The sequence below is a fragment of the Bradyrhizobium lupini genome (genome assembly GCF_040939785.1).
Taxonomy (GTDB): Bacteria; Pseudomonadota; Alphaproteobacteria; order Rhizobiales; family Xanthobacteraceae; genus Bradyrhizobium; species Bradyrhizobium canariense_D.
This window is the reverse complement of the sequence record NZ_CP162553.1, coordinates 374,922-390,485: the sequence shown is the minus strand read 5'-3', so window position 1 is coordinate 390,485 and position 15,564 is coordinate 374,922. Positions and strand designations below refer to the sequence as shown.

General features: G+C 61.4%; 17 protein-coding genes and 2 pseudogenes. 13 read left to right on the top strand and 6 right to left on the bottom strand.

Annotation, left to right across the window (positions count from 1 at the left end; genetic code table 11):
- Positions 1 to 81: 81 nt before the first annotated feature.
- Entirely contained in the window at positions 82 to 720 is a 639-nt protein-coding gene (locus AB3L03_RS02145; protein WP_368508170.1) for a DUF2161 domain-containing phosphodiesterase, read from the bottom strand.
- Between the two features lie 351 nt (positions 721 to 1,071).
- Between AB3L03_RS02145 and AB3L03_RS02140 the strand changes: the two genes are divergently transcribed.
- A complete protein-coding gene (locus AB3L03_RS02140) occupies positions 1,072 to 1,209 on the top strand; it encodes a hypothetical protein (RefSeq protein ID WP_368508169.1) in 138 nt (45 codons plus the stop codon).
- On the opposite strand, the gene AB3L03_RS02135 is transcribed toward AB3L03_RS02140, so the two are convergent.
- The 3 genes from AB3L03_RS02135 to AB3L03_RS02125 all read right to left on the bottom strand — a co-directional run bounded on the left by AB3L03_RS02135 (position 1,210) and on the right by AB3L03_RS02125 (position 3,046).
- Entirely contained in the window at positions 1,210 to 1,890 is a 681-nt protein-coding gene (locus AB3L03_RS02135; protein WP_026233139.1) for an SDR family oxidoreductase, read from the bottom strand.
- Positions 1,891 to 1,930: 40 nt separating this feature from the next.
- Positions 1,931 to 2,674 (bottom strand): tyrosine-protein phosphatase, encoded by a 744-nt coding sequence (locus tag AB3L03_RS02130; RefSeq protein ID WP_247297460.1) that lies wholly within the window; start codon positions 2,672 to 2,674, stop codon positions 1,931 to 1,933.
- A gap of 168 nt (positions 2,675 to 2,842) precedes the next feature.
- A complete protein-coding gene (locus AB3L03_RS02125; protein WP_007591835.1) occupies positions 2,843 to 3,046 on the bottom strand; it encodes a DUF2735 domain-containing protein in 204 nt (67 codons plus the stop codon).
- Positions 3,047 to 3,585: 539 nt separating this feature from the next.
- On the opposite strand from AB3L03_RS02125, the gene AB3L03_RS02120 reads away from it, so the two are divergent.
- The 5 genes from AB3L03_RS02120 to AB3L03_RS02100 all read left to right on the top strand — a co-directional run bounded on the left by AB3L03_RS02120 (position 3,586) and on the right by AB3L03_RS02100 (position 8,176).
- The gene (locus AB3L03_RS02120; RefSeq protein WP_018456321.1) at positions 3,586 to 4,620 is read left to right on the top strand and encodes a glutamine synthetase beta-grasp domain-containing protein; all 1,035 of its coding nucleotides are present in this window, start codon (positions 3,586 to 3,588) and stop codon (positions 4,618 to 4,620) included.
- A gap of 194 nt (positions 4,621 to 4,814) precedes the next feature.
- Positions 4,815 to 5,516, top strand: a complete 702-nt coding sequence (locus tag AB3L03_RS02115; RefSeq protein WP_085352980.1) for a GrlR family regulatory protein — start codon at positions 4,815 to 4,817, stop codon at positions 5,514 to 5,516.
- Between the two features lie 18 nt (positions 5,517 to 5,534).
- A complete protein-coding gene (locus tag AB3L03_RS02110; protein ID WP_085384882.1) occupies positions 5,535 to 6,218 on the top strand; it encodes a substrate-binding domain-containing protein in 684 nt (227 codons plus the stop codon).
- Between the two features lie 32 nt (positions 6,219 to 6,250).
- Positions 6,251 to 7,072: a tetratricopeptide repeat protein gene (locus AB3L03_RS02105; protein WP_085352983.1), complete on the top strand. Its 822-nt coding sequence runs from the start codon at positions 6,251 to 6,253 to the stop codon at positions 7,070 to 7,072.
- A 399-nt stretch (positions 7,073 to 7,471) separates the two neighbouring features.
- Entirely contained in the window at positions 7,472 to 8,176 is a 705-nt protein-coding gene (locus AB3L03_RS02100; protein ID WP_018456325.1) for a GrlR family regulatory protein, read from the top strand.
- 149 nt (positions 8,177 to 8,325) lie between these two features.
- Here AB3L03_RS02100 and AB3L03_RS02095 read toward each other — a convergent pair whose 3' ends face one another.
- A complete protein-coding gene (locus AB3L03_RS02095; RefSeq protein WP_240543387.1) occupies positions 8,326 to 9,546 on the bottom strand; it encodes a hypothetical protein in 1,221 nt (406 codons plus the stop codon).
- A gap of 593 nt (positions 9,547 to 10,139) precedes the next feature.
- Here AB3L03_RS02095 and AB3L03_RS02090 point away from each other — a divergent pair.
- Complete coding sequence (locus tag AB3L03_RS02090; protein ID WP_085352985.1) at positions 10,140 to 10,958, top strand: methyltransferase domain-containing protein; 819 nt, start codon at positions 10,140 to 10,142, stop codon at positions 10,956 to 10,958.
- A gap of 410 nt (positions 10,959 to 11,368) precedes the next feature.
- Here AB3L03_RS02090 and AB3L03_RS02085 read toward each other — a convergent pair whose 3' ends face one another.
- The gene (locus tag AB3L03_RS02085) at positions 11,369 to 12,574 is read right to left on the bottom strand and encodes a DUF418 domain-containing protein (RefSeq protein WP_085352986.1); all 1,206 of its coding nucleotides are present in this window, start codon (positions 12,572 to 12,574) and stop codon (positions 11,369 to 11,371) included.
- 120 nt (positions 12,575 to 12,694) lie between these two features.
- On the opposite strand from AB3L03_RS02085, the gene AB3L03_RS02080 reads away from it, so the two are divergent.
- The 6 genes and pseudogenes from AB3L03_RS02080 (at position 12,695) to AB3L03_RS02055 (ending at position 15,482) form a co-directional block, all read left to right on the top strand.
- The gene (locus AB3L03_RS02080; protein ID WP_085352988.1) at positions 12,695 to 13,033 is read left to right on the top strand and encodes a hypothetical protein; all 339 of its coding nucleotides are present in this window, start codon (positions 12,695 to 12,697) and stop codon (positions 13,031 to 13,033) included.
- Between the two features lie 323 nt (positions 13,034 to 13,356).
- Positions 13,357 to 14,340 carry a dienelactone hydrolase family protein gene (locus AB3L03_RS02075; RefSeq protein WP_026233144.1) on the top strand — a complete coding sequence of 328 codons (984 nt, stop codon included), beginning with the start codon at positions 13,357 to 13,359 and terminating at the stop codon, positions 14,338 to 14,340.
- 19 nt (positions 14,341 to 14,359) lie between these two features.
- Positions 14,360 to 14,484, top strand: a pseudogene (locus tag AB3L03_RS02070) (GrlR family regulatory protein); the annotation flags it as partial.
- Positions 14,485 to 14,685: 201 nt separating this feature from the next.
- Positions 14,686 to 15,002: pseudogene (locus AB3L03_RS02065) on the top strand (ArsR/SmtB family transcription factor).
- Entirely contained in the window at positions 14,999 to 15,229 is a 231-nt protein-coding gene (locus AB3L03_RS02060) for a hypothetical protein (RefSeq protein ID WP_317244438.1), read from the top strand. The pseudogene AB3L03_RS02065 and the gene AB3L03_RS02060 overlap by 4 nt, the downstream one beginning before the upstream one ends.
- Positions 15,177 to 15,482: an SRPBCC domain-containing protein gene (locus tag AB3L03_RS02055; protein WP_317244437.1), complete on the top strand. Its 306-nt coding sequence runs from the start codon at positions 15,177 to 15,179 to the stop codon at positions 15,480 to 15,482. Before AB3L03_RS02060 ends, AB3L03_RS02055 begins: the two co-directional genes overlap by 53 nt.
- Positions 15,483 to 15,564 lie beyond the last annotated feature (82 nt).

Genomic DNA, 15,564 nt, shown 5'->3' with positions numbered 1-15,564 from the left:
GGTGTGGCATCTCAGCTATGCACCGGTTGGGTGTCAGGGTAGTGACGGGAGACCGGCAACATCCGCAACCCGCTGTTGTGGCTAGCGTTTCAGCGCCGCCTGGCCAGCTTCCGTCAGCCCGTAGATTCCCCGCTCGGTGCGTTCGAACCAGCCATACACATTGTTAAGCATGATCTTGCCGGCATCGGGACAGCGCCGGCGCAATTCGCTCACCCGCCGCGGGCCTGCCGCGAGCTCCGAGGCGCAGGCCAGTGCCTGCTGCCGATAGGCCGTCATGATCGGCGCGCGCGTGCTGCCGCCCAGCGCCGGATCGCCCTGGCGGCGCTGATGCTCTGCGACCAGGCGCGAACGGACCTTCGGCTCCCGGCGTGGGGCTGCCGTCGGCGGCTTCACCAGCACCTCGACCTGACCGCGGTCGGTCACCCCGAGCATGCCGAAGCCGAGGCGGCGACAGAGATTGCGATACCGTGCGTCGGTCTCGCGTCCCTTGCCGCGCGCTGACATCTTTGCCGCAATCCAGACCTCGTCGCCGGCCGGTGCACGATCGACCGCCTGAAGGATCAGCTCGAGATTGAAGGTCAGCTTGAGCTCGCCGATCACCACCACCGGAGGATCGCCGGCGCTGAGGCCCACGAGATCGCAGCCGCCGATCTCGCCCTTGACCGTGAAGCCGAGCTCTTCGAGGAAGCGTTTGACAGGCAGATAGAGCGTGGTTTCCAAAGGAAGCTTCCGAATGTCACGTTCGATCGGAGAATCAGTCTGCGGCAGTTTAGCCCCGGAGTGGACTTAGAGCTCTGCGCCATTTGATCGGGAACAGATGATCCGGCTATCCTGCGGGTGGGACAATCGGGCGCTTCACGAAGATGACCATCAGGAATGGGCTCTATCATATCCGCATCGAAATGCTGGATGCCGTTCAGGGCGGCAACCAAGGCGTCATGGTGATGCGCGACGGCACCATGCGGGGCGGGGACTCATTCTTCTTCGCCTACGGCAGCTACACCTCGGCCAACGGCAAGTGGAAGCGAGCTGACCAACGAGGAGCATTCCCCCTCGTTCGACGAGCGCCCGGTGTGGGGCCGCAAGGTCGTGACCATCGGCTTCAGTGGCACTTACAATGGCGAGACCGCGTACGGCGAGGGCATCGCGCTCGCCGGCAAGCAGAGCATCCGTTTCAGAGGCAATCTCCGGCTCTTGGTGCCGGATTGATTACACCCGCCCGCCAACCGGGATCAGCGCGCCGGTGACGCCGCTGGCGGCATCGCTGGCGAGGAACAGAATGACTTCGGCGAGTTCCTGCGGTGTCACCCATTTGGCGAAGTCGGCCTTCGGCATGTCGGCGCGGTTGGCCTTGGTGTCGATGATCGAGGGCAGCACCGCGTTCACGGTCACCTTGCCTTTCCACTCGCTCGCCAGCGCCTCGGTGAGCCGGTGGACGCCGGCTTTCGACGCCGCATAGGGGCCCATGCCGGAGCCGGCCTGAAGCGCGCCCATGGCCCCGATATTGACGATGCGGCCGGCCTTGGACGCGGCCAGATGCGGCAGGGCCGCCTGCGAGGCGTTGAGTGCCGTCAGCACGTTGAGCGCATGCATGCGCTGCCATGTCTTGACGTCGCCGTCGCCGACGGTCTCGAAGGCGAAGCCACCGGCGATGTTAACCAACACGTCGAGCCCGCCAAAGTGTCTCGCCGCTGCCTCGACCGCCGTCTTTGCTTGTGCTGCGTCGGACAGATCGACGCCGCCGATCTCGATGCGCTCAGGCATCGCGGAGATTTGCGATGGCGCATGGTCGATGCCGGCCACGCGCGCGCCGCGTGCCAGCGCGGTCTCGGCGACCACCTTGCCGAGCGCGCCGAGTGCGCCGGTCACGATCAGAACCTTGCCTTGCATCATTGTTCTCCCGGCACGGCCGCTTAAGATTTACGGCCGCCTACGATTGCAGATAGCGCGCCTTCAGTGCGATCCGCTCCGGTGTGCCGAGCTCGAGACCGTCGCGCAAGTAGGTTTCGAGATCGCCATACTCGCTACCGACGGCCTCGAAAGCAGCCGCAAGATACGAGGCCTCGACGTTGCCGATCGCGTCGAGAACATCGGCGGGAAGATCGGAGACGTTTGATGCGTCGCGCTTGTAGTGCTGGTTGGTCAGCAGATAATCCTCGGCAATGACGTCATCAGATACGCCGAGCGCATGCAGGATCAGCGCGCTGGCAAAGCCGGTGCGGTCCTTGCCGGCGGTGCAGTGGATCACGAGCGGCGCGCGGTCCTCCAGGAGATGCCCGAACAGGTTGCGGAAACTGGCCGTGTTGTGGCGTACATAGTTGCGATAGGATTCGCGCATGAGTTCGAGCGCGACCGGCGCGGTCAACCTGCCCCTGCCGAGCTCGGCGCGCAGCGCAGCCACGACTGTCGGCTCGATCGGCAGCGAATGCACGGCGATCTCGTTGACCACGCAGACACCCGCCGCGCGTTCCTCGACGCCGCGAAAATCGAAGGCGCTGCGCACGCCCAACGCGCGGACGATCTCGATATCGGCAGCAGTGAGCTGGCCGAGATGGTTGGAGCGGAAGATCTGCCGCCATCGCGTGATACGGCCATCTGCGGTCGGATAGCCGCCGAGGTCGCGAAAATTGCTGGCGCCTTGCAGGGCGAGATGGCGGGCAGGGAAGTCTTTCATGGAGGTGTCTTGTCAGGCATTTGAAACGGTCTGTGATCACCTGCGCGACCATATAATCCCGCAATCAAGTCCGGAATGGAAAAGGGCCGAAACACCGTTGTTTCGACCCTTTTTCGAACTGACGCCGGGCATCGAGAGACCGCGGCGGTATTGAACCGAACGCAGGCATCAGCGATCCCATTTCGGCTTGGCTTCATCGACTGCTTCCTGATGGTACCAGCTGCCGCTGCAAATCGTCTCGTTCACGGGAAGCGAGGCGTGGTTGGCGGGAAGGCGGGTCTCACCGTTGCGGCGCCCCCCGAGAGCCGAGCGGCCCCCAACAGGGAATTGGTAGATCTGTGCAGATCCGTGACTCAGTCCATTGTTCATCATTGCATTATCTCCCGAGATCGCAGCGCTGGCCTCCATGGTGCGCCCGACTCGTTGGCTTGTGGTTACTGGAATCCCCATATCGGCCGTGCATTCCGAAATGCAAAGTGCTGAAAAGGAAATCAGCGTTGGCCTATTTTGTAGGCAGACTGCATTCTGCTTCCTCTAAGGCAGCGCTCGGGTGGCTAACGCGTGGGCCGTTGCGAAGGTTGCGGGCGACGGTCGCAGTCTTGGCGAATATTGCCGGACGTTGATGCGCGTTTAGCCGGCAACCTTAGACCCGGGCCGGCCTGCTTCAGAATCGGGCGATTTCCGCGGGATTTTTGCGATGCAGCTTCACGCAAAGGTGCGCCGCTATGACGCATGGCGCACGGGCCGATCCGCCGGGAGGGGAGAGGGGGGCCGGCGGCGGTGGAAAACCTCCCGCGCTGCGGCCTTTTGGCACGTTAAATGCTTGGAAAGGGTCGGCCGATGTTGGCCGGGTAAACAATCGCGCGGGGGCCTGCGGCCCCCACCTTTCGCATCATCTACAGAGAGGCTCAATGACCAAGTATAAGCTCGAGTACATCTGGCTCGACGGATATACGCCGACTCCGAACTTGCGCGGCAAAACTCAGATCAAGGAATTCGCGTCGTTCCCGACGCTCGAGCAGCTTCCGCTCTGGGGCTTCGATGGCTCCTCCACCCAGCAGGCTGAAGGCCACAGCTCCGATTGCGTGCTGAAGCCGGTCGCGGTGTTCCCGGATGGCGCCCGCACCAACGGCGTGCTCGTGATGTGCGAAGTCATGATGCCCGACGGCAAGACCCCGCACCCGACCAACAAGCGCGCCACCATCCTTGACGATTCCGGCGCCTGGTTCGGCTTCGAGCAGGAATACTTCTTCTACAAGGACGGCCGTCCGCTCGGCTTCCCGGCCTCGGGCTATCCGGCGCCCCAGGGTCCGTACTACACCGGCGTCGGCTTCTCGAACGTCGGCGACGTCGCCCGCAAGATCGTCGAAGAGCATCTCGACCTCTGCCTGGCTGCCGGCATCAACCATGAAGGCATCAACGCGGAAGTCGCGAAGGGCCAGTGGGAATTCCAGATCTTCGGCAAAGGCTCCAAGAAGGCCGCTGACGAAATGTGGATGGCCCGCTACCTGATGCTGCGCCTGACCGAGAAGTACGGCATCGACATCGAGTTCCACTGCAAGCCGCTCGGCGACACCGACTGGAACGGCTCCGGCATGCACGCCAACTTCTCGACCGAGTACATGCGTACGGTCGGCGGCAAGGAGTACTTCGAGGCGCTGATGGCGGCCTTCGACAAGAACCTGATGGACCACATCGCCGTCTACGGCCCGGACAACGACAAGCGTCTGACCGGCAAGCACGAGACCGCGCCCTGGAACAAGTTCAGCTACGGCATTGCCGATCGCGGTGCTTCGATCCGCGTGCCGCACTCCTTCGTCAACAATGGTTACAAGGGCTATCTGGAAGACCGTCGTCCGAATTCGCAGGGCGACCCATACCAGATCGCTTCGCAGATCCTGAAGACGATCGCCTCCGTGCCGGCCGACAAGAAGGCCGCCGCCTAAGATCCTCCCGGCCCGGGCTGGGGGGCTGGCCCGGGTTGGACTTCGATCCGCCGAAGCCGAAAGGCTTCGGCGGATTTTTCATTTTGCTGACAGCCGTTGCGGAGACTCATCGGACCTCATGGCCGGAAACTTGTCCATCGCCGCCGAAAGCGGGATAGAGTGCGTCTGGGTGCGCGCAGGGCCGGGGACGGCTGGTGTTTGAAGGCTTCTACAAGGTGAGATTTCAGCTCGGCGACCGGGTCGGCCGGAGCGTGATGCATGCCGGCAACGGCAAGATGCTCGGCGGCAATTCGGCCTTCGCCCATATCGGCACCTACGTGAAGACCGAAGCCGGCGTCGACGTCGTGATCAACACCGTCCGCCACAACCCCGATCCGAACTATCGCGCCATGGCGGGCACGGACGATGCGACGTTGCTTGCCAAGGGCTGGGCCGACGGCGATCTCTATCGCTTCAAGGGCGAGCTCAAGGAGCTGCCCGGCGTACCCTTTCAGTCGTTGATGACACCGATCACCGAAGACGAGATGCCGATCGCCGGCGGTGTCGGCGAGGCCGGTATCGCCGACGGGCTCTACTCGGTGCATCTGCGCATGCTCGATGGCGTCGACGGCGGTCTCACCGGCGTGATGCTGCTCAACAAGGGCCGCATCCTCGGCGGCGATGCATCGTTCTATTATCTCGGCAGCTACACCGCCGCCAACGGGCGCTGGAAGGGCCAGATCCTCAATCAGGAGCACACGCCGGCCAAGGACGATCCGATCTTCGGCGGCCACGAGGTCGGCATCGGCTTCTCCGGCACCTATGATGCCGAAGAGGCGGTGGTGGAGGCAACGGCGCTCGCCGGCAAGCGCAGCCTGCGCCTGACCGCCGCGCTCAAGCTGATGCACCGCGCCTGATCGTCACGGGAATCGCTGATGGAAACAATTCGCATGCTCTCGACGCTCGGCCTGATGGGCGCGATGCGCAGCCTCTCCTCCGCGTACGAGACCGCGACCGGCGTCCACATCGATGCCGATTTCGCGCCGACGCTGGCGCTGCTCAAACGGTTGCGCGACGGCGAGGCCGCCGATCTCGTCATCCTCACCCGCGAAGGGCTCGACGAGATGATCGGCGAGGGCCGTGTGATCGCCGAGAGCGCTGCCGATCTCGCGCGCTCCTTCGTCGGCATCGCGGTGCGGGCAGGGCAGGCACATCCCGACATCGCCACGGCATCCGCACTGCGCAACACGCTGCTCGCGGCGCGGTCGGTGGCCTATTCGCGACTGGGGGCGAGCGGGGTCTATTTCGCCCGGTTGATCGCGCAGATGGGGATCGCGGAAGAGATCAACGCCAAGGCCACCATCGTCGAGCAGGGCTTTACCGCGGAGCGGCTCGTGAGCGGCGAGGCCGACCTCGCGGTGCAGCAGATCAGCGAGCTGAAGCAGGTCGAAGGCATCGAGGTGGTCGGCCCGATCCCGCACGATCTGCAAACGCCGGCCGTGTTCTCCGCCGGTCGGATGACAAACGCCGAGAACGCCGACGCCGCTGACCGGCTGCTGCGCTATCTGGCATCGCCCGAGGTGGTCCCCGTGCTGCGCCAATCGGGACTCGAGCCTTGAATTTGCCGAGACTGCGACGCAACCTGGCGTCCATGCGGACTTTCCTCGTTGCCATCCTTCTCACGCTTGCGGTGCCGTTGTCGGCGCATGGGCAATCGGCCGACCTCGTGCTGTGCGACCGGGTCGCGGCCGATCCCAGCGATCCCGACAAGCCGGCCGACGTCAGGGGCGCGACCGAGATTGCGGCCTCCGACGTTGCGACCGCCATCAAGTTCTGCAAGCAGGCCGCGTCGTCGTCGCGGCGCGCGATGTTCGCGCTCGGCCGCGCCTATGCGGCCAACCGGCAACCGGCGGACGCGATGGCAGCCTGGCGCAAAGCTGCCGACAAGGGATCGAGTGCGGCGATGGTCGAGCTCGGCGTGGCCTACGGTACCGGCTCCGGCGTCGCCAGGGACGAAGCGCAGGCGCGGAAATTGTTCGAGAAGGCGGCGCAGGCCGGCAATCCCCGCGGCATCAGCAATCTCGCCGCGCTTGGCGGCAGCGGCGGTGCCGCGCCGGCCGATCCGGCACAGGCGCGCGCATTGCTGGGCAAGGCCGCCGAGACCAACGCGGAGGCGCAGTACCAGCTCGGCATGATGCTCTCCGAAGGCACGGGCGGGGCGAAGGACGACGCCGCGGCGCGCGCGCTGTTCGAAAAGGCTGCCGCGCAAAACCATCCCGGCGCGCTGGAGCGGATGGGCGCCTTCGCGCAGGAGGGCCGCGGCGGGCCAAAGGACAAGGACGCCGCGAAATCCTACTACGAGCGCGCCGCAGCGCTCGGCGACGAGGATGCCAAGCAGGCGCTGGAGCGGCTGCGCTGTCCCTATGCGATCAAGGACAAGCAGGGCAAGCTCGTCACCACGCTGTGCTTCTAAAGCCCGATGAACGCGCTGTAGATTTATTTGTGAGCATGATCTTTTCGGGAAACCGCTGCGCATTTTTCCGGATCATGCCGTAGCGCCTCGGCCGGCGGGTTCGAAGCCGGCTTTGGTGAGTGCGCAAGGACCGTTCGCGACCGGCCAAACAAAAAAACTCGAAAAACAACCCCATGCACAGTAGCCAAGTGGTTGAAATCACAGGCCTGCAAATGGTGTGAAATCGCCATATGCGGAATTGCCGAAATTGCTTGCGCCGTCGGGCAAAACAGGCGCATGATGGCATCATGGCAGGGCGTGGCTTCGCGAATGGCCCTGCGCGAAAAAGCCCGATGGTCTTGATGCGATGGCAGTGCTAGGTAGCGCGTGCTTTCCTTATGATTTTGCGGGTCACTTGCGTTGCTGGACGGGCTCTACAAGGTTGAATACGGCGTCAACGATGCCTTCGGCCGCAGCATCATGTGCATGCATGATGGCAAGCTGCTGGGCGGAAATTCGGCCTTCGCGCATCTCGGAAGCTATTTCGAGCGCGACGGCGAGATCATCGCCGAAGTCATCACCGAACGGCACAACGACGATCCCAACTACAAGCCGCTGATGGGGGCTGATGTCGCCGCGATCGGCGCGCGCGGCCGACTCGTCGGCAACCAGATCCGTCTCGCGGGCAGCGCGGACACGATGCCGGGCGCCGGTTTCTGGGCCAATCTCACGCGGCTCGATGACGAGGGGTTGCCGCCGCAGGGGACGATCGGTCCAGGCGGGGTGGTGAACGGGCTCTATGCGATCCATCTGCGCGCGCTCGACGGCGTCGATGCCGGGCTCTCCGGCGTCATGCTGCTGATGGACGGCCGCATCCTCGGCGGAGATGCGTTCTTCTACTATCTCGGCTCCTATTCCTCGGCTGACGGCCGCTGGAAGGGCGAGATCCTCAACCAGGAGCATACGCCGGCAAAAGGCGAGAACCCCGTGTTCGGCGGCTATGAGGTCGGAATCGGCTTCTCCGGAACCTGCACGGCGGACAGCGGCGAACTCGAAGGCATCGCGCTCGCCGGCAAGCGCAGCCTGCGGCTCGCGGCCTCGCTCAAGCTGATGCGGCGGGCGTAGGGCGGTTACTCAAAGATTTGGGATCTCCGCTCGAGAGGCTCAACAGGCCTGACGTCCGAGCCGCGGCAATGTCGGCAAGTGACCCCCAAGCGGACATATCGAAATCAGGACAGATCGAAACGGCCGAGACGAGAAGCACTGCGGCTCAGCTAGGGAAGTCCTTTTGTCATCGTAAAGGGATTGAACCCACGTTCCGCAAGGGCAGCCCACGAAGCTGCGCCAAGATGTGACAATCGGAAATAGTTTCGCGGCTTGGTCGGGTCGGTGTCCAACACGAACCCCGTCGGTAACGCGCGGACAGTCGTGGCATAGAACCCACCATCGGGCGACCTCTGGGATTCGATGACAGCGATCAGCGATTCTGCCCTCTTCGTCTTGCCGAGCAATTTCATCAAGAGAGCCATTTGGCTCGTACCTTCGGTCCACACACCGTCTCGGTCTTCACCGTAAGAAAAGCCTCCGCCGACACTCATTCGCTGTTCGGCGGTCGTCATTGCCGATGCAAATTTCCCGGCCGCTCCGTGAAGCGCTGTTAAAGGCCAGATCTGGGCATCCAGAGCCAAAATCGGATTATGCGTGACACCGTCTTCAGCGGTTCCTGCGGCGAAACAGACGCACCCCGGATCCCACATCGTATTTACAAAGTACTCGGCAACCGTTGCCTTATCGCGCCAGCGCGAATCGCCTGTGCGGATCGCAAGAAGGCCAAACGCGGCGGCGAGGTCAGTATTATGTTCAGTCGATTTCCACGTCCGCACTTCCGGCGTCGGTTCGTGCCCAAACGTACCTCCCGTGAAACCGCCAGTACCGCGCGTATCGGCCCATTGCGCGACCCAAGCGCCAAGCCGCGCTGCACCATCGCGAAACGGGGAGCCGGTGTTCACATCATCAATCGACAGCAACGCCAACATGGCCCATGCCATGTTACCAACATCGCTTCCCACCTGATATCGATCCTCCAACCATTCGTTCCGATTATTGTCCCACCAACCCGGAAGTTTGGCGGAGCCATTCGCCACCACACCCGCGGCGTAAGCGTTTCGGAGCCGTCCATCATGCCAGGTCCGGTCATTATCGACGGCCCAGAGGATCGCCGCGCCCATCCGACTTGCTTTGTCTCGCTCACCGCAACCGACCAACGCGATGACGGCCACCGCATTGTCATAGAGGTATGCGGCGCCATGGAGAGGCCCCGATTCCACGGTCGGATAGCTGGGCAAAAACAACGGCCCTGGCTGCGCCTTATCAATTTGACTAGCGAGGTACCCGCATGCAGACGCTTCCGGTGTTGCCAAAGCCCGTAGTGGAGCGGTGGCTAAAATGATTATGAAGGTCGTTACGATCCATACGAAGGTTTCTATTCGGGCCACTTGGCCGTTCTCCAGGGTGGACGATGATTCTATATACCCATCGGCGAAGTCTGGAAGTGGCCCCATCGCAATCGCGCTTGCGGTGCCCGCTCATGTCCGAAGTTGAGGGTAGACCGCCCGCCCTGACTGCCCACGGCCGAAACCGGCGCTATTGACCCACCGCGGAGTCCGACGCATCGAGCTCCCCCCGAGGGTGTGGACGGTCGGGTTCCGATACTCGGAACTCATCGGGATCGCAACGGGATTCACATGCCTTAATGAAGCCGCGCACGACCGCTGCTTTAATTCGCGGTTCGGTAGCGAATTTGAGTAATGGGGGCGATCATGCAGGACTTTCAAGCTGAGCTGGCCTCTCGGCTCAACGACCTCTATTGCCGGCTCTCAGAACTGGAAAATCTTCGACTTCAGATCGAAGATGCGGAGCGATGCCATCGGGCTGTGATTGCACCGCCGCCCCTCGCAACTATTTCGCCGTCAAGCTCGAAAAGAGCCTGCACTTCGCTGAGGGAGCGGACGCGCTTTTGACCACCCGTGGCGGACATCGCTGTGTTGAGCTATAAGCGCAGGAGCGAACGTCCTTTTGGCATCATCTGATGGAGCAGCAAGGTCAGTGGCAGGTCGCTGGTAGTGCGCCCGAAGTGTACGAACGGGAGTTGGTCCCGGCTGTGTTTGGGCCATGGGCCCCCGTCCTGATAGACCTCGCTCGGCCGAAGCTGGGCGAACGCGTAGTCGATATTGCTTGCGGCACTGGAATAGTGGCGCGCCTCGCGGCGGTGAAGGTGGGCCCTACCGGGATCGTGACGGGCATCGATCTCAATCCTGGCATGTTGAACGTGGCACGATCGCTCGGGATGGCCGATGACGCTGCCTCGGTTCAATGGCAGGAGGCCAGTGCAGACAAACTGCCGTCCGCTGACAGCGCGTTTGATATTGCGTACTGCCAACTCGGCCTCCAGTTCTTCGCCGACAGACCAGCTGCTTTGCGCGAAATGCGCAGAGTTCTATCTTCAAGGGGAAGGCTCGCCCTCATGGTGTGGTGCGGCATCGATCAAAGTCCCGGGTTTGAATCTTTAGCCAAAATACTGGAGCGCCACATCGGTCCAGCGGCGGCCACAATCATGCGAGCTCCATTTGGACTCGCCGATGCCGATGAGCTGAGCCGACTTGTCGCTGCTGCGAACTTTCAGGATATCACGGTTCAACGGAGGGTCGGTGCCATCGAATTTCCATCCGTCGAACGATTTGTACCTAGCTATGTTGCGGGTTCGCCACTGGCCAGTCATGTATCGCAAGCAAGCGAGGTGGCTCGCGAACACCTGGCCGAAGATACCAAGTTGGAGTTGGGAAAATACGTGGGTAGTAGCGGGTTATCGTTCCCGATAGCGGCTCACCTACTCACCGCAACTGCTTGATACGTCCGCTGACGGCATGGCCCTTAGCGGACCGCTGGCCTAGCCGCGCGGCCCCCGAGGGAGTGGATGATCCGCCGGTTTGCACGGGAACTTTTGAGCACTTTTGCACTTATCAGTCCTGCCGCGATGGTCGCGCTAATCAAGCGCTCCATCGAACTCCTCCAAGCATCAGCTCCTAAAGTTCAAAGCCGAATGCCATCCGGTCGTCGACCTCCGAGCGATGCACCGTCCTGAGGGGAGTGAACTTCATCCATCCTTGCACGATGAGGCTTGAGCGGGGGCTCATTTGGCGATGCCCGCTTCTGGCCCGTGGCTGACCTCAGCCCAGAGCGCGGCGATGTCCGCTTCGTGCAAGTGACCCGACCAAGGTTATGCTGGCTGAAGAGGGCAGCCTTTGACCCCTGGCAGACCTAGGCTGGGCGCTTGCTCGAGCTGGTCAGACGATCATGAGACATCGGCTGCAGTATGCCGTACATCAGTGTCCGCCATAACCATTCGACCGGGCCGTACCTGTACCGGTCTAACCACCAACCGCTGACAAATACCTGGCAGACGTAGACGAAAAGCCCGATAGCCAGTGCTTCGGCCGCCCCGAGCTGCCCAAATAGCCCGAGGCCGTATCCGTAGAAAATCCAGCCAAAGATCATGGACTGAGCGAGGTAATTCGTGAATGCCATGCGCCCTAGCGGCGCAGCCCAGCCCAGCAATCGCTTGCCGTTCGCCAGATCGGCGACGGCGATGATCATTGCACCGTAGCCGAAAGCCAGCAGGATCGTGCCGGTGGGAGTGGCCAGTGCGCCGAGACCGACGCCCGCTACGACGCCGCTTACTCTTAGGAGGATCAAGACTGCGCCTAGCCCAGTACAGCTGATTGCTGTCAAGAACAGGAGTGGACGATCTCGCTTCCTCAAGGCATTGCTGCGCCAGACGAGGGCACCAATCAAAAATAGCCCTATCGTCCGCGGGAATACGTAGATGTGGAGAGGAACGATCACTGGGATTTCGCTGACCCGGAACGCCAGCACCTGCCCGAAGCTGCCCCCTGCATAGACCTGATTGGCTTCAAGCACATGGCGTTGCAACGAAGCCAAGCTGGGAAACAATCCAGGAGGGGACCACACCTGCATGGCCAAATACAGCGCCAGGAATGTCGCCGCGCCGCATGAAAGCAGCCAGCGGGGGCCAAACAGGAATGGTAGGACGACTAACCCTGCGATCGCATATTCGGTAAGAATGTCACCATTCCAGATCAGGAAAAGGTGAATCAGTCCAAACATCAGCAAGGCGATCAGACGGCGAAACAACAGAAGCGCGCGATGCGGGTTGGTCGAGAGGTGCTCATATTGAATGGCAAGTCCAACTCCGAATAACAGTGAGAACAGGGCAAATGCCTTCATATCGACCGCGAGCATCAAGACTGTCTCGACCGCGCGGTCAAACGGAGGTGCCGGTCGCCCGGCGGGTAAGAACTGCTCGAAGATTGAGACGCGGAATTCAGTGACGACGTTAATAGCAAGGACGCCGAGCAACGCCAGGCCGCGAAGCACATCGATAGTTTCGATGCGCTGCCTTGGGTTTACAGGGCCGGAGCGGCTCTCACAGCTTATGGCGACCATTGCACGAGCACTATAGGTTGGGGCAGGAGATTGGGCCAGTTCAGTTCTGGTATTGGCCTGCAGCGGACTTCGGTGCATCGGTACTAGAGAGCCTATGGTCGTGGATTCCGGGAGGAGAGCTTGAAGAACATTCAGATTATAGATCGCGCGGTCAACGCGACGTTCAGCTTGTTTCAAGCGACCGATGATGAGTTCGCTGCTATCTTTCCCGGCCCGGGCCAAGACATGGAGTTGATTGAGGACTTTACCGAACGCGCTGGGGAAGAGCAGGCTTTGCGAATATTGTCGCCCGTATGGGAGCGCCCCATTTTGAAGCGCGATGCGCAAGGTGTCCACGGGACGCTGTACTTCGAGTATGCCGACCGGAGGCAATCTCTTCCGGAATCTAAGAGAGAGGTCGATTGGCCCGATTCTTACGTTAATCTTGCGCAGCGCAAGCTGTTTGCCAGCAAACGTTAGGGCCTGTATCTAACCCTGCGACTCGCGGCGATGTCGGCTTGTAACCCGTTGCAGACGTTCGGACGACCAGCCAGATTATAATTGTGAACAACGTCACAGAGCCGAAGCTTGCCTTTTGGCAAGCTCTACCTACGCTGCGCACATGTTGTTCGGGGCTGCGATGGGCGCGTTTCCCTGCGTTTTATTGGTCTTTTCATCTTGCTTGCTTGCGGATCAGCGGGAGGCGGACCGACGTGCAAGCTGCGCGAGGCTGGTAGCGGCAGTCAATGCGGCACAGTTCGGCCAAGTTTGATCCGAGAGTTCGCTGGCGAATGGGGGCACTGATGGCCAAACTGTATTGGATCTGTGCTGCCGTACTCGGCTGCTTGATGTCGCCTGTGCAAGCTGCCGGTGTTCAGCTTCTGGATACCGATCCAAATCTGGCTGGCGCTATATGGTACCCTTGCGCAGCAGCGGCGCAACGAGTGCCCCTCGGCAAACTCACTGTCCAATTCATTGAATCGATTGAAGGTACGAAGGACTGTCCCGTCACAGGAACGAACTTGCCACTCGTGATCGTCTCGCACGGACGCGGCGGTTGGTTCGGACAACACGATGACACGGTGCAGGCCCTGGCAAACGCTGGATTTGTCGTCGCCTCGATCAACCTTCCGGGTGACAATGGAAACGATTCCTCGCAACGAGACAGCCTTTCCATTCTGGCAACCCGGCCCGCCAGCATTATCCGATTGCTTGATTTCATCTTGAATGACTGGAAAGACCGGGCTGCGATTGATTCCTCCAGGATCGGCTTCTTTGGGTTTTCGCTCGGCGCCTATACCGGATTGGTGTTGGCGGGCGGCAATCCCGATCTCCGGAGATTTGCGCTCTACTGCTCGGACGCGAACCGAACGCGGGCATGCGAGCAACTCCGTAGCGGCGACATACCCAGCAGCTTGCCTCACGAACCTCGTATCCGAGCCGCAGTGCTCGCCGATACGGCAATTAACTTCGCCTTTCCCGCCGACCGCTTGGCAGACATCACAATCCCGCTGCTGATCTGGCGATCAGAGTTTGGCGGCGCAGGCGTAGACCCGAAAAACTCAGCGCTCGTTGCTCAGTCGCTGCCCGGCAAAAAGGAAGTGCGCGTGGTGCCTGCCGGTCATTTTGCTTTCCTGTCGCCATGCACGGCAGAGTTCGCGGAGAAGCTTCCTCGCTTCTGTACTGACCCGCCGGGTTTCGACAGGACGGCATTCCATCGCGAGTTCAACGCCAGCATCATCAATTTCTTTCGAGAGACTCTCGTTCGCCAGGGCGAGAGCCGTTAGCAGCCGATCTATGAGCGCGATGGACGGCCGCATCCTTGGCGGCGATGCGTTCTTCTACTATCTCGCGGCGAGCTCGAAGGCATCGCACTCGCTGGGAAGCGCAGCCTGCGATTGGCGGCATCGCTCAAGCTGATGAGGCGGGCCCAGAACGGTTACTCAGAGATCTCGGATGTCTGCCGAGAGGGTAACGCAGGCCTGACGTGCGACCGCGGCGAGGTCGGCAAGTGAGCCCAAGCTGACGTCTGGCCCAATATCAGCACGTTTGACGAGATCATTAGTTTATGCTTATCATTAGTTGTGGCTAATGATAGATCCGCTACCGTAACGGCAACCCTTCGGCGAAGCATGGCTAAAGACAGCGTGCAACTGGCCGCTCTGGGCAATTCGACCCGCAGACGAATATTCGCATTGCTGGGCGCGCGGCCGCGCACTGTCGTTGAACTCACCCGTGAACTGACTGTCTCCCAGTCAGCCGTCTCTCAGGATCTGAAGGTGCTGCGCGATCTCATTTGGTTCGTGCCGAGCCGAAGGGAGCCAGCAACATTTATCACATCGATCCAGCGGGGCTCAGCCAGATGCGCGCCTGGCTTGACCGGTTCTGGAGCAGCACACTGGCTGCGTACAAAGTGGCCGTAGAAAAATCAGTGGAGGACCAGAAATGAGCATCCGTGTATCGGCGGCACCCATCAAACAATCGATCGTGGTTGAGGCGCCTATCGAGCGCGCGTTTAAGGTCTTTACGGAAGACTTCGGCAGCTTCAAACCACGCGAGCACAATCTGCTCTCCGTGCCCATCGCAGAGACCGTGTTCGAGCCCCGGGTCGGCGGTCACATCTATGATCGAGGTGTCGACGGCAGCGAATGCCGCTGCGCGTGTGTTGGCTTTTGAGCCGCCGAATCGCGTGCTTCTAAGCTGGGACATCAGCCCGCGCTGGCAAATCGAAACCGATCCAGACAAGACCAGTGAATGGGAGGTGCGGTTCATTGCCGAGACGCCAAGCCGGACTCGATTGGAACTTGAGCACCGTCACCTCGAACGTCATGGCCAAGGTTGGGAAGGCGTGAGCGAAGGCGTTGAAGGCGATCAGGGTTGGCCGCTCTACCTGAAACGGTTCGCCGAGCGGATAGCCCGCGAGGCATGATATCCGCGTAACCTATGCGACGTGATCGCATTTGCGGAGGTCCTTATGACAGCCTACTGGCTTAGCATTGTCGGGGTGCTTG